This window comes from Lysinibacillus sp. FSL R5-0849, assembly GCF_038595075.1.
Taxonomy (GTDB): domain Bacteria; phylum Bacillota; class Bacilli; order Bacillales_A; family Planococcaceae; genus Lysinibacillus; species Lysinibacillus fusiformis.
On record NZ_CP152004.1, the window covers coordinates 3,668,054 to 3,680,808 of the forward strand.

Consider the following 12,755-nt stretch of genomic DNA (forward strand, 5'->3'; position numbering starts at 1 on the left):
TTCTTTTTAATTAGACATTTTGTTGGTTGTTTGTACTTTTCTTTTCTGCTAGTATACGTGCTTCAATTTCTTTTGATTTAATTTCCTGTTTCTTAGAAATTTTACGGAAAAGCGTAAACACGACTACACACAAAATAAGCATGATTAAAAATTCAAATGCTGCTGGAATATATCCTGATTTATCTTCAGGGAAATATAAAAATTGATACATTAAGTTTTCCATGCTCTACACGTCCTTATAATTATTATTCAAAGACTGTAATTGACTCAATTTTCACATCTTCTAATGGCTTATCACGGGGATCTTTTTCTACATCCGCAATTTTATCCACAATATCCATTCCTTCTACAACATGACCGAATACAGTATGTTTATGGTCTAACCAAGGTGTACCGCCATTTTGTGCATAAGCTTCGATAATTTCCTCTGGGAAGCCTGCTCCCTGTAATTGACGAAGCATATCGCTTGGAAGATGTTTCATTTGAACGATAAAGAATTGAGAACCATTTGTGTTTGGACCAGCATTAGCCATTGATAGCGCACCGCGTAGGTTAAACAATTTATCTGAGAATTCATCTTCAAAAGAATCTCCCCAAATTGATTCTCCGCCCATACCTGTTCCAGTTGGGTCCCCACCTTGAATCATAAAGTCTTGAATAACTCGGTGGAAAATGATGCCGTTATAATAACCTGATTTAGCATGACCCAAAAAGTTTTCAACAGTTTTTGGTGCAAACTCTGGGAACAATTTAATTTTAACTGCCCCTAATGTTGTGTTCATTTCTACAAGCACTTCGCCTGCTTGTACGTCTGTTGTTAATTGTGGAAACATGGAAGTCTCTCCTTTAATGATAATTTTCAGTTTCAATGAAAAAGATGACAATTCATCCTTCTTGACCTCATTTTAGTCTAACATACTTCCGATTGGTTTTCTTCATCAAAGTATTGACGATTTATGCACTTTTAACTTCCTCTCTCAAAACAAAGGAAATAGGTCTGACCGAGTATTTGGAATCAATCCAAAATATGTTATTCTGTTGAAGGATTCATAGAAAGAGTGGAGGCACACATGAAAAAGGCTTTTGGTTTTTTTATTATACTTCTTTCCTTACCTGTTCTATGGTGGATTAGCACAAACATACGAACAGAAATCAATACCGCACAAGCACATGAGGAACAAATTACACAGGCTATTCATTTACCTGAAGTACAACCTCAGCTTCCTGTAACACTTACGGACCAAAATGGGCAAACATTTAGTGAGGAATATGTCGAATGGCGGCAGCCACTAACATTACAAGAAATTCCACAAATTGCCCAGGAAATATTCATTGCAAGTGAGGATGCCGACTTCTACGAACACATCGGCTTTGATTTAAGTGCTATTATGCGTGCAGTAGTCGCCAATTCAAATACGAGTGCTAGCTCACAGGGTGGCAGTACGATTACACAGCAGCTTGTTCGAATGCGTTATTTATCTGATGAAAAAACATATGAACGAAAATTAACCGAACTTTTTTATGCTTATGAATTAGAAAAAGAGTTCGATAAAGAAGCAATTTTAACGATGTATCTTAACGAGTCCTATTTTAGCAATCAAGTTTACGGAATTGGTGGAGCAGCCACTTATTATTTTCAAAAGCCACTCCAGCAATTATCAATAGCTGAAATTGCTTTTATTGCAGCAATTCCTAACAACCCGTCACTTTATAACCCTTTAAAAAACTTTGATCAAACTAAAGCACGTCAAGAACGCTTATTAGATACACTTGCCGTGAAAGGTAGCATTACTAAGGAAGATGCGACGACTTATAAGGGAGAACCTATTACATTGCATATTAAGGATAAAATACAAAGCTATCCTATGTATGGCACTTACGTTCTTCAAGAATTAAAATGGTTAGTTGCAGAAAAAGAAGGCTATGCGGATCGACTTAACAATACAGACAATGAGGAAGAAAAGAAAAAAATTAAGACACAATTAGACAATCGACTTGATACATTATTTCAAAATGGACTCATAATTAACACTGCATTGGATCCACAAAAACAGCAGTATGATGAGCAACAAATTACCGCTACCTTGGGTGCCGGTTCATTGCAAGCAGCAGGTGCTGTTATTCACAACCAATCCAGAGAGATCGTTAGCTTATATGCAGGAAAAAACTATGAAAAGTTTGATTATCATCGCGCATTTCAAGGAACACGTCAGCCAGGTTCCGCCTTTAAGCCACTGGCCGTCTATGCTCCTTTCTTTGAAACAACCACACATACACCGGATTCAATTGTAAATGGTGGTAGTTATTGTGTCGGATCCTTCTGCCCTCAAAACTATGGGGGGTACAAGTATGGGGATGTGTCGCTACGCACTGCGTTTCGACATAGCTATAATACATCGGCACTGCGACTCTTCCAGACAGTTGGCGTTGATACAGCATTTCAATATTTAGATCGCTTCCATTTCCGCTCCATTGTAGAAAAGGACTATAATTATGCCGCTTCCTTGGGCGGGCTTACTTATGGTGTAACAGCATTAGAACTAGCAGATGCCTATACAAGCTTTATTGATGGATCTTATGTTCTAGCCCATAGCATTCGTAAAGTTACAGCTTTAGATGGAACAGAGCTCTATAGTTGGGATACACAGCGTGATCAAATTTGGTCTCCTAAAACAGTAAAATACATGCGTGAGTTACTTGCCGATGTTGTGATGAACGGTACGGGACAGGGAGTCTACAGTAATAGCAGCTATGTTGGTGCCAAAACAGGGACAACGAATGACTATCGAGACTATTGGCTTGCCGGACTTAATGATACCTATACAGCTGCCGTATGGATTGGATATGATAAGCCTCAATCCATGCAAAAATTAGAAGAATACAAAATTCATCATCAATTATTTAATGTTTTACTTGAGTAAGATAAGTGGTTTGGATGTAATGATCACGAAAGGGAGCAGAAAGAGATTTTCTGCTCCCTTCAGACTGTAGACAAACTCGAAAAATTGGAGTGTTTGCCTACAATCTTTTTTTCTTTTACATTCAAATAAAAGAAAGCCTTTGATTTCCACTACGGATGGGGTCGAGCTGCTTCCTACGCTTTCGCTCAGAAAACATCTGCTCAGTCCAGAATCTCGACTTCCCCCATTCCCCGCAGAAGTCACAGCCCTTCATTCCAATCAACTTACCCATTAATGTAAAGCTTGGACGTGCCATGCAAAATAAGAAGTTGCCTATGCTCGAACAACATGTAGTCATTCACCAAATAGTCACTTGAACATAAGAAAAACCATCGAGATTGAGCCTCTCGATAGTTTTTGCCTACGGTATGCATTTATTGGGCAAATGGTAGACTTGCTAAAATACCATTATATAGTTTCAATACAACATACACGATGAATGTTAATAGAATTGTCCACATAAAAAGTTCAAAGATTAATAGACCGATTGTGCCGCCCATTGACATAAAATGACTCATTTTGTAAATAAGATAAATGAAATATGTAAAAACAGTGAGGACAAAAATTCCTATTAACACATAAATAAATTGGATTGCAAATGCTGAACACATAGCACCAATAAACAAAATGATATAGCCGCCTCGCGCTTGGCTAACAGTTGCACCATCGTTGTCTTTTGAAAAAAAGAGCATTCCTAACTCATGGATGGTTTCTCCTACTAGTTTGAGTGCTGAAAATAGCATAAAAAAAACAACAGCAAACACTATGAGTAAGAATACACGTAATTCAACATCAGATAAAAACTCTCTCATTCCTGAATATACACCGATCGCTCGAAAAATCTGTAAAGATTCTCCAACTGCATACATACCAAATGTCAAACTAAACAATAAAATTGTAATTAATGGTAAATAACCGTAGATATATGGATTCTTCATAAAAATTTTTTTCCTCTATTTTTCTTGATAACTTCCTATTTATAATATAACGAAAATTCTTCCACTACCGCAAGCTAAATCCCAATAGTACGTATGCATTCCCAATTAAAGTACGTTATAATTGATTTACTTACCTGCATAAAGGAGGGTTTTTTTGTTACAAGTACTTTATATTTTCATTCCAATGCTTGCTGCAATCTTCGTACCATTTTTATATAAAAGCATAAAAAATATTCATACTGGCTGGTTTGTTCTCGCTGTTCCAGCTACGCTCGTAGTTATTTATGCATCCTATATTGCACAAGTAGCTAAAGGTGGAGTTTTTACCGCTAAACTTCCTTGGATTCCATCGCTTGATATTTCCTTCGTCTCCTATTTGGATGGCCTTAGCTTATTATTCTCGCTATTAATTACTGGAATCGGATCTTTAGTTGTCCTCTACTCCATTTTTTATTTAGATAAACATAAAGAAAAATTACATAATTTTTATGTTTACTTACTGTTATTTATGTCTGCCATGCTTGGAGTAGTACAGTCAGATCATTTAATTACACTGTATTTCTTTTGGGAATTAACGTCCATTTCATCATTCCTGCTCATTGGTTATTGGTATAACCGTGATGCATCACGCCTTGGCGCACTAAAATCAATGATGATAACAGTCGGCGGCGGCTTAATGATGCTAGGTGGATTTGTGCTTCTCTACTTAATGGGTGGAACTTATTCCATTCGAGAGCTAATTATTATGGCACCGAATCTAGTTGATCAACCTTTATTTACATGGTCGCTTGTTTTATTACTTCTAGGAGCATTTACAAAATCTGCACAATTCCCATTCTATATTTGGCTACCAGATGCAATGGAAGCACCTACACCAGTCAGTGCATACCTACATTCTGCCACGATGGTCAAAGCAGGTATTTATTTAGTAGCACGCTTTACCCCAATATTTGCGGCCTCTGAGCTCTGGGTATGGCTTGTAACAGGTATAGGTATTTTAACTTTATTCTGGGGTTCCTTCTTTGCAGTCAAGCAAACGGACTTAAAAGGAATTCTAGCCTTCTCGACAGTTAGTCAACTTGGACTTATTATGTCACTACTTGGGGCAAGCGCAGTGGCGTTTCATGCGAATGAATCAGTAGATACCATTAAATTCGCGGCATTTGCTGCGATCTTCCATCTCATTAATCACGCAACATTTAAAGGTAGCCTATTCATGATTGCTGGGATTATCGATCATGAAACAGGAACGCGTGATATTCGAAAATTGGGTGGGTTAATGAGTATTATGCCTATCAGTTTTACAGTTGCGGCGATAGGAAGCTTATCGATGGCTGGTCTTCCACCATTTAATGGCTTCTTAAGTAAAGAAATGTTTTTAACAGCCATGCTCTCCCTTCAAAAGTTTGAGCTCTTTGGCTTTGATACATGGGGAGTGCTCTTCCCAATCATCGCTTGGATTGCTAGTATTTTCACATTTATTTATAGCTTTTATTTTGTTTTCCGGACATTTAATGGCAACTACAAACCAGAGCAATTACCTCATAAACCACATGAGGCACCTATTGGAATGCTAGTTTCTCCAATGCTTTTAGCGGGATTAGTTGTGTTCATATTCTTTATCCCGAATTTTATTGGTGATACATTTGTCAAACCGGCTGTTCTAGCGATTCAGCCATTTTTATACGAAACACCACAAGATATTGACATACATGTAGCAGCTTGGCATGGGGTCAACCCAGAACTTCTCATGACGATAGGAATTATCATTATTGGGGTACTGCTATTTGTTTCACTACCGAAATGGCAAGGAATGTATCAGCGATTCCCAAGGGCTTTCACTTTGAATAATGCTTATGACAAAATTATGCAGGGGTTAGATGTTGGCTTAAATCGCCTCTCTCGACTCTATATGACGGGCTCAATGCGTCATTATTTACTCTATATGTTTAGTGGTATTGCTGTTATCGTCATTGGTTCGCTTTTTGTGAAAAATGCCTTTAGTCTTTCATTCCAAGGGACCGCTCCGATAAGACCCTATGAAATTATTTTAGTCGTGGTTTTATTAATTGGAACAGCTATCACCATACTAGCTAAATCGCGGTTAACCGCCATTATAGGTCTTGGCTCTGTTGGATATACGGTAGCATTATTCTTTGTTATTTTTAATGCACCAGATTTAGCCTTAACACAACTTGTTATTGAGACCATATCTGTTGCCCTCTTCTTATTGGCATTCTACCATTTGCCAAAGCTTGGTAAACGAGAAGAGCGTATGAGATTTCAATTAAATCGAGCTGTTATATCCATTGCAGTAGGTGTCATGGTAACACTTGTCGCACTATCTGCTCATTCGCAAAAACTCATTCCTACTATTTCTAAGTACTATGAGGAAACCGTTTACTCTTTAGCGGGCGGAGGAAATATTGTCAACGTAATTTTAGTAGACTATCGTGGCTTTGATACATTGTTTGAAATTACAGTACTCGCTATTGCTGGAATGGCTATCTTTGCAATGATTAAATTGCGTATGAATAGAAAGGAGAAAACACATGAAAACAAATGATGTGATAATACAATTTACGGCTAAAATTGTATTCTTCATTATTTTCTTCTTCTCCATTCATATTTTTTTAGCAGGTCATTACACGCCGGGTGGTGGCTTTGTTGGAGGGCTTTTAACCTCCAGTGCCATCGTGCTATTAGTGTTAGCGTTTGATATCCGTACTGTACGCCATATTTTACCTATTAATTACACGTATTTAACGGCTATTGGTTTATTATTAGCCCTTGCTACTGCAGCATTCCCTATGTTTGTGGGCGAACCTTTTTTTACTCATTTCTTTGATTATTTTGATTTACCGCTTCTAGGCAAACAGTCTTTACACACGGCTATGCTTTTTGATAGCGGTGTCTATCTGGTTGTTGTCGGTGTTACGATGACCATTATTCAAACGATTGGAGAGGATGAATAATGGAAATAATTATGGCCTTTGTCATTGGCTTCCTCTTTATGGCAGCTGTCTATTTAATTTTATCAAAAAGTTTATTACGAATTATTATTGGTACAGGACTTTTAAGTCATGGTGCTCATCTACTTATATTAACGATGGGTGGTCTTGGTGGTGAGGCTCCACCCGTGTTAAACGAAGGAGCCAAAACTTTTGCAGATCCATTACCTCAGGCACTGATCTTAACTGCTATTGTAATTAGCTTTGGCGTCACGGCGTTTTTCCTAGTGCTGGCATATCGTTCCTATCAGGAGCTGCAAACTGATGATATTAGCTTAATGAGAGGAAGTGATGAGGATGAATAACTTCCTACTGCTGCCTATCATCATTCCGTTTTTCTTCGGTATGATTTTAATGTTTGGGCAAAAAAATTTAATGTATCAACGAACATTTTCATTACTTGGAATCGGGATCTCCTTGATCACTGCCGTTTCACTTCTAATGAAAGTGAAACATGATGGTATCCAAAAGGTCACTTTCGGAGATTGGCCAGTTCCTTATGGCATTACAATGGTTTCTGATATGGTATCCGCATTGCTCGTGACAACGACATTGTTAATTGCCTTTTTTGTTGTTTGGTATGGCTTTGGTTCTATTACGAAGGAACGTGAACGATTCTTTTATTACCCTGGAATCATGTTTATTTTAACTGGGGTTAATGGGGCCTTTACTACAGGTGATATTTTTAACTTATTCGTTTTCTTCGAAGTATTATTAATGGCTTCTTATTTACTGATCGTCCTAGGTGGCGAGAAAGGGCAACTGAAAGGATCGATTAAATATATTTTAATTAATGTTATTTCGTCTGCCCTATTTGTCATTACTGTAGCCTTTTTATACTCGGTTGTAGGAACATTGAATATGGCTGATATTGCCGTTAAAATAGCTGAAATCAATCAACCAGGTATCATTACCGTTATAGCTGTACTCTTTTTAATGGTATTTGGATTAAAAGCAGCCATTTTCCCATTGTATTTTTGGCTTCCTACTTCGTATGCAGCGGCGCCTATACCTGTACTAACATTATTCGGTGCACTGCTCACAAAGGTAGGTGTCTATGCGATTACACGTACCTATACATTATTCTTTGTACACGATTTATCCTATACTCATGATCTATTGATGGTACTTGCCATTGCTACAATTGTGGCTGGATGCATCGGGGCACTCGCTTACTTTGATGTCAAACTTATTATTATCTACAATATTGTCATCGCCGTAGGGGTTATTTTATTTGGTGTCTCACAAATGAATGAAGCTTCCTTAAAGGGAGCAATGTTTTATTTAGTACACGATATGCTCATAAAGGCAGCACTCTTTATGTTAATCGGTATAATCATCTACATTACTGGTACATCTGATTTGCGGAAGATGGGTGGTCTGATGAAAAAATACCCGGCACTTGGTTGGTGTTATTTAATTGCAGCATTTGGCTTAGCCGGAATTCCACCACTTAGCGGATTTGTTGGCAAACTATTGATTGTACAAGGTGGCTTTGAAGCGGGTAATATGTGGAGTAGTATTTTCATATTAGCGTCCTCGTTGCTCGTTCTACTATCCGTAATTCGTATCTTCATCTATGCCTTTTGGGGCGAGGAAAAAGAAACGAAGGGCATCGTTGACAAATCTATCTACAAAATGCTGTTTATGCCCTCAGCCCTTTTAGTACTTATTTCTGTCGCATATGGTGTTGGTTCCGAATGGATGACGCCATTTATGGACGATGCAGCAAAACTTTTAAATGATCCATCTATCTATATAGATGCTGTGATGAAGGGGGATTAACGCTGTGGCATTTCAAATGATTTTAAACTTTGTACTTGCCTTCGTATGGATGTTCCTATCCTCTAATTACACAGCAACCGGCTTTATTATTGGGTTCTTAATGGGCATCATTTTACTCATAATAATGCGAAGATTTTTTAGATCTCGTCTTTATGTCTACCGCCTATGGGCCCTTTTAAAATTAACTTTGCTGTTCTTTAAAGAATTAGTATTAGCGAATGTGCAAGTCCTGAAGGTAGTATTAAAGCCTAAATTGGACATGCAGCCTGCCTTTTTTGCTTATCCTACTGTATTAACAGAAGACTGGGAAATCACATTATTATCCAGTCTTATCACTTTAACGCCAGGAACTGTAGTCGTACATGTATCGGATGATGCTAAAACACTATATGTACATGCTATTGATATTAATGATGTGGATGAGGCTGTTGCCTCCATTCGAGATTCATTTGAGAAAGCGATTTTGGAGGTGAGTAAATCATGACAACATTTATTATAACGGTCATTGTAGTGATTTGCTTATCGATGATTGCGGTCATTTATCGGATGATCAAAGGACCTTCTGCATCTGACCGTGTAGTCGCTTTAGATTCACTTGGTGTCTCTCTTATTTCCTTGATTGGATTATTTTCGATTTTAGTGGAAACAAGCTTCTTCCTTGAGATTATTTTATTGCTAGCGATTTTATCATTTATCGGTACAGTTGCTTTCTCTAAATTCATAGAGAAAGGAGATATCATTAAACGTGACAATTCTCGCTAATAGTTTAGTTATCTTTTTCATTTCTATTGGAGTACTTTTTATTGTCGTCACAGCTATTGGGCTTATCCGCCTACCTGATTTATATACACGAGCACATGCTGCCTCAAAAAGTGCTACACTTGGTGTCATGTGTGTACTAATTGGTGTATTCTTTCACTTTTGGCTAATCGAAGATCATTTTAATCCACGTATATTACTAGGAATACTATTCCTCTTCATCACTGGCCCTGTTGGAGGACATATTATGACTCGCTCCTCTTATATTGCTGGTGTCAAGCCTTGGAAAGGGACAGTACGTGATGAATTAGGCCCTGAAATTGACAGAATGAAAAAAGAACAGGACACACAATAAGACATATAAAAAATCTGCTCAATCGTTCTGAACGAGCAGATTTTTTTATTTGTTTATTATATATACCCTTTGGAAGTTAAAATACTAGTCAACTGTTGCACACATTCTTCTATCGTATGATGTTCAGTATCTAAAATAATTTCAGGGTTTTCTGGTTCCTCATAAGGGGCGCTAACACCAGTGAAATTAGCAATTTCTGCTTTTCTCGCTTTTTTATATAGGCCTTTGGGATCCCGTTTTTCACATGTTTTTACTGAACACTTTACAAAGACCTCGATAAATTCACCATCTTCAACAAGTGCACGGACCACCTGACGATCTTCTCGATAAGGAGAAATAAATGCCGTTAATACAATTTGACCACTTTCTATAAAAAGCTTCGAAACTTCCCCTATACGACGAATATTTTCTTTTCGTCCTGCCTCCTCAAAACCTAAATCCTTGTTTAGGCCATGACGGACATTATCGCCATCCAATACAAAGGCTTGGTTGCCCCTTTCATATAATTGGCGGGCAAACGCATTGGCTATAGATGATTTTCCTGAAGCAGACAAGCCCGTAAACCATAAAATAAAGCTTTGATGTTTATTTTGGGATTGACGCTCCTCTTTTGTAACGGAGGCTTCATGCCAAACAATATTCGAACTCATTTGACTACCTCCTTTTGCATGCCTTTTATTAATACATCTACTACCTCTTTACGGCTAAATGTACTTGGTGGTACTTCCCCATTACGTAGCATCTCTCGTACTTTTGTTCCTGATAAAATAATATGGGCAGAGCTATCGTGTGGACAAGTTTTTGTTGTAGCCATTCCTTCACATTGCTGACAATAAAAACTATGCTCGAACTTTAATGGAACAATCCCTAATTCATCTTCCGTAAACTGTTCAAAGATTTTTTGTGCATCGTACGTGCCATAGTAATCCCCTACACCGGCATGATCTCGACCGACGATAAAATGTGTACAGCCATAATTTTTTCTTACAAGTGCATGGAAAATGGCCTCTCTTGGTCCTGCGTAACGCATAGCAGCCGGAAACACTCCTAATTGCACACGATTTTCAGGATAGTAATTTTTTAATAGAATCTTATAGCTCTCCATGCGGATAGCCGCAGACACATCATCCGACTTTGTTTCACCAACAAGAGGGTTTAAAAATAAACCATCAATCGTTTCAAGTGCTGCCTTTTGGATATATTCATGCGCTCGATGCACCGGGTTACGCGTTTGAAAGCCAACAATGGTTTGCCAACCCTTTGAAGCAAATAGTTGACGGGTTTCCACCGGATCAAATGAATAGGTAGGAAACTTTTGTGCCAGACGTTTGATTAGAGTAATTTTCCCTCCGACATATATGGCAGGACGTTCATGTAGCTTGTGAACGCCAGGATGTGCGAGATCCTCAGTACCATATACAAGTAATGCCTCTGTTCGCTTATTCGGCTCAAAAATATCAGCTACCTGAATAACGCCATAAGTTTCACCTTGGTAGACTAATTTTACCTCTTCGCCAGGTTGTAATGCTGCTGCCTTCTCTTTCGTCACAGGGAGGGTAATTGGAATACTCCATACTATACCTGATGCTAATCGACTTTTTTCCACTACAGATTCATAATCTGCTTGTGTTAAAAAGCCTTCGATAGGGCTGTAGCCACCTATGGCAATTAACTCTAAATCACTCAAAGAAATGGCATCCAGCTCAATCTCCTTATGAATAGATGTCATCTCCTTTTCGGGATGGAAAGCTTGCACAAGAAACCCTCCATGTGGTTGTAAACTCATATAATCTCCTCCTAATTCTAGTTAAATACTAAGTTTAATAGTTGAAATGTATGAAAGATCAATGATGTTGTAACACTAGTGTAATTAAATACCCTCTCCTGCATCATATATGGATTGCTCTTCCTCTCGCATTGTACGCATTAAACTAATAACTCCAAGCGTTCCAACGATAATGCTGCCATTCAAAATAATCGCATAAAGATCTTTTTCTAAAAATAACTGCACTAAAAAATAAGAAATGGCTAATGAAAAAATTGGGGATACAACCCATATACGAATAATCTTTTTCACAATATGCTTATGGAAAATTTGTTTTCCGTTCTTCGCCATACCCATTCCGATAATAGAGGAAGATGTTACTTGCGTTAGTGGCACTGGAAGTCCAAAAATGGAGCTTATACCAACAAGGAGCGCACCCGTACTTGAAATTAAAATACCCTCTGCCTTTTGAAACCGCATAATTTTTTTTCCGTTTGTTTCAAGAACTCGTTTTCCAAGTAGGATGGCTCCTATAGCGACAAAGGCACCCCCAAGCATAATGCCGATAGTAACATCCATCATGCCAGCGCCTACTAGCGGTCCAACTGCATTCGCAACATTATTCATACCTGCCGAAAAGGCTTCAAAAAATCCTGCTAATACGAGTAGAACCGTTAAAATTGGATGATCTTTTAGTAGCCCCCTATGCTGTAATTTATATAACAACTTTCCACATATAAGGGCTATAACAAAAGCTATAAGTGGGACGATAACCCAAAAGGACATGATGACAAGTAAAGATTGAACGAATAGCACTTTATAAGCCATTCCCACACCAACGACTGCACCAACGGTCACCTCACTCGTAGATAAGGGGATGCCTAGAAGGTTGGCAAAAAATAAACTGCTCGTTGCAGAAATTAAAATAATGATGACAATTTTCACCGTAATATATTCCTGAGGCATAATGCCTGAGCTAATCGTTTTGACTACTTCTCCTCCGCCTAAAACCGCTCCGCTATAAACGCCTATGGCGCATAACAATAATGCTTGCCAAGCCTTTTTAATAGCTCCGGCCCCATAAGCAACTCCCATTGAAGCCGCTGCTCCACTTGCACCTATATTCATTGCAAAAAATAAACTAATAGCTATGGCGAAATATTCTAGCATGGCATTACTCCT

General features: G+C 38.2%; 14 protein-coding genes. 8 read left to right on the top strand and 6 right to left on the bottom strand.

The genetic code is table 11. The features are described 5' to 3' along the window. Positions 1-10 precede the first annotated feature (10 nt). A complete protein-coding gene (locus MKY80_RS18135; RefSeq protein ID WP_008178137.1) occupies positions 11-223 on the bottom strand; it encodes a hypothetical protein in 213 nt (70 codons plus the stop codon). Between the two features lie 22 nt (positions 224-245). Next, a complete protein-coding gene (locus MKY80_RS18140) occupies positions 246-833 on the bottom strand; it encodes a peptidylprolyl isomerase (RefSeq protein ID WP_012292385.1) in 588 nt (195 codons plus the stop codon). Positions 834-1,070: 237 nt separating this feature from the next. Here MKY80_RS18140 and MKY80_RS18145 point away from each other — a divergent pair, with 237 nt between their 5' ends. Next, positions 1,071-2,921 (top strand): transglycosylase domain-containing protein, encoded by a 1,851-nt coding sequence (locus tag MKY80_RS18145; protein ID WP_342530538.1) that lies wholly within the window; start codon positions 1,071-1,073, stop codon positions 2,919-2,921. Between the two features lie 413 nt (positions 2,922-3,334). On the opposite strand, the gene MKY80_RS18150 is transcribed toward MKY80_RS18145, so the two are convergent. After that, complete coding sequence (locus tag MKY80_RS18150; RefSeq protein WP_008178131.1) at positions 3,335-3,898, bottom strand: DUF5366 family protein; 564 nt, start codon at positions 3,896-3,898, stop codon at positions 3,335-3,337. A gap of 154 nt (positions 3,899-4,052) precedes the next feature. On the opposite strand from MKY80_RS18150, the gene MKY80_RS18155 reads away from it, so the two are divergent. From MKY80_RS18155 to mnhG, 7 genes are read left to right on the top strand one after another with little or no spacing between them, the layout of a single operon-like run. Beyond that, positions 4,053-6,464, top strand: a complete 2,412-nt coding sequence (locus MKY80_RS18155) for a Na+/H+ antiporter subunit A (RefSeq protein WP_107922472.1) — start codon at positions 4,053-4,055, stop codon at positions 6,462-6,464. Continuing rightward, positions 6,451-6,873, top strand: coding sequence for a Na(+)/H(+) antiporter subunit B (locus MKY80_RS18160; protein ID WP_008178127.1), 423 nt, complete (start codon positions 6,451-6,453; stop codon positions 6,871-6,873). Before MKY80_RS18155 ends, MKY80_RS18160 begins: the two co-directional genes overlap by 14 nt. Continuing rightward, positions 6,873-7,214 (top strand): Na(+)/H(+) antiporter subunit C, encoded by a 342-nt coding sequence (locus tag MKY80_RS18165; RefSeq protein WP_008178124.1) that lies wholly within the window; start codon positions 6,873-6,875, stop codon positions 7,212-7,214. Before MKY80_RS18160 ends, MKY80_RS18165 begins: the two co-directional genes overlap by 1 nt. Further along, positions 7,207-8,694: a Na+/H+ antiporter subunit D gene (locus MKY80_RS18170; RefSeq protein ID WP_008178123.1), complete on the top strand. Its 1,488-nt coding sequence runs from the start codon at positions 7,207-7,209 to the stop codon at positions 8,692-8,694. The genes MKY80_RS18165 and MKY80_RS18170 overlap by 8 nt, the downstream gene beginning before the upstream one ends. Positions 8,695-8,698: 4 nt before the next feature. After that, positions 8,699-9,178 carry a Na+/H+ antiporter subunit E gene (locus tag MKY80_RS18175; protein ID WP_008178121.1) on the top strand — a complete coding sequence of 160 codons (480 nt, stop codon included), beginning with the start codon at positions 8,699-8,701 and terminating at the stop codon, positions 9,176-9,178. Then, the gene (locus MKY80_RS18180) at positions 9,175-9,456 is read left to right on the top strand and encodes a Na(+)/H(+) antiporter subunit F1 (protein ID WP_008178119.1); all 282 of its coding nucleotides are present in this window, start codon (positions 9,175-9,177) and stop codon (positions 9,454-9,456) included. The genes MKY80_RS18175 and MKY80_RS18180 overlap by 4 nt, the downstream gene beginning before the upstream one ends. Next, positions 9,440-9,808: a monovalent cation/H(+) antiporter subunit G gene (gene mnhG, locus MKY80_RS18185; protein ID WP_008178118.1), complete on the top strand. Its 369-nt coding sequence runs from the start codon at positions 9,440-9,442 to the stop codon at positions 9,806-9,808. Before MKY80_RS18180 ends, mnhG begins: the two co-directional genes overlap by 17 nt. A gap of 56 nt (positions 9,809-9,864) precedes the next feature. Here mnhG and cysC read toward each other — a convergent pair whose 3' ends face one another. The 3 genes from cysC to MKY80_RS18200 form a co-directional block, all read right to left on the bottom strand. Further along, complete coding sequence (gene cysC, locus MKY80_RS18190; RefSeq protein WP_342530546.1) at positions 9,865-10,458, bottom strand: adenylyl-sulfate kinase; 594 nt, start codon at positions 10,456-10,458, stop codon at positions 9,865-9,867. Further along, positions 10,455-11,594 carry a sulfate adenylyltransferase gene (sat, locus tag MKY80_RS18195; RefSeq protein ID WP_342530547.1) on the bottom strand — a complete coding sequence of 380 codons (1,140 nt, stop codon included), beginning with the start codon at positions 11,592-11,594 and terminating at the stop codon, positions 10,455-10,457. The genes cysC and sat overlap by 4 nt, the downstream gene beginning before the upstream one ends. A gap of 84 nt (positions 11,595-11,678) precedes the next feature. Then, a complete protein-coding gene (locus tag MKY80_RS18200) occupies positions 11,679-12,743 on the bottom strand; it encodes an inorganic phosphate transporter (RefSeq protein ID WP_008178114.1) in 1,065 nt (354 codons plus the stop codon). Between the last annotated feature and the right edge of the window lie 12 nt (positions 12,744-12,755).

Bases quoted from the DNA above. Each gene is read 5' to 3' on its own strand.
- MKY80_RS18135 (WP_008178137.1), bottom strand. From the start codon at position 223: ATGGAAAACTTAATGTATCAATTTTTATATTTCCCTGAAGATAAATCA.
- MKY80_RS18140 (WP_012292385.1), bottom strand. From the start codon at position 833: ATGTTTCCACAATTAACAACAGACGTACAAGCAGGCGAAGTGCTTGTA.
- MKY80_RS18145 (WP_342530538.1), top strand. From the start codon at position 1,071: ATGAAAAAGGCTTTTGGTTTTTTTATTATACTTCTTTCCTTACCTGTT.
- MKY80_RS18150 (WP_008178131.1), bottom strand. From the start codon at position 3,898: ATGAAGAATCCATATATCTACGGTTATTTACCATTAATTACAATTTTA.
- MKY80_RS18160 (WP_008178127.1), top strand. From the start codon at position 6,451: ATGAAAACAAATGATGTGATAATACAATTTACGGCTAAAATTGTATTC.
- MKY80_RS18165 (WP_008178124.1), top strand. From the start codon at position 6,873: ATGGAAATAATTATGGCCTTTGTCATTGGCTTCCTCTTTATGGCAGCT.
- MKY80_RS18170 (WP_008178123.1), top strand. From the start codon at position 7,207: ATGAATAACTTCCTACTGCTGCCTATCATCATTCCGTTTTTCTTCGGT.
- MKY80_RS18180 (WP_008178119.1), top strand. From the start codon at position 9,175: ATGACAACATTTATTATAACGGTCATTGTAGTGATTTGCTTATCGATG.
- cysC (WP_342530546.1), bottom strand. From the start codon at position 10,458: ATGAGTTCGAATATTGTTTGGCATGAAGCCTCCGTTACAAAAGAGGAG.
- sat (WP_342530547.1), bottom strand. From the start codon at position 11,594: ATGAGTTTACAACCACATGGAGGGTTTCTTGTGCAAGCTTTCCATCCC.
- MKY80_RS18200 (WP_008178114.1), bottom strand. From the start codon at position 12,743: ATGCTAGAATATTTCGCCATAGCTATTAGTTTATTTTTTGCAATGAAT.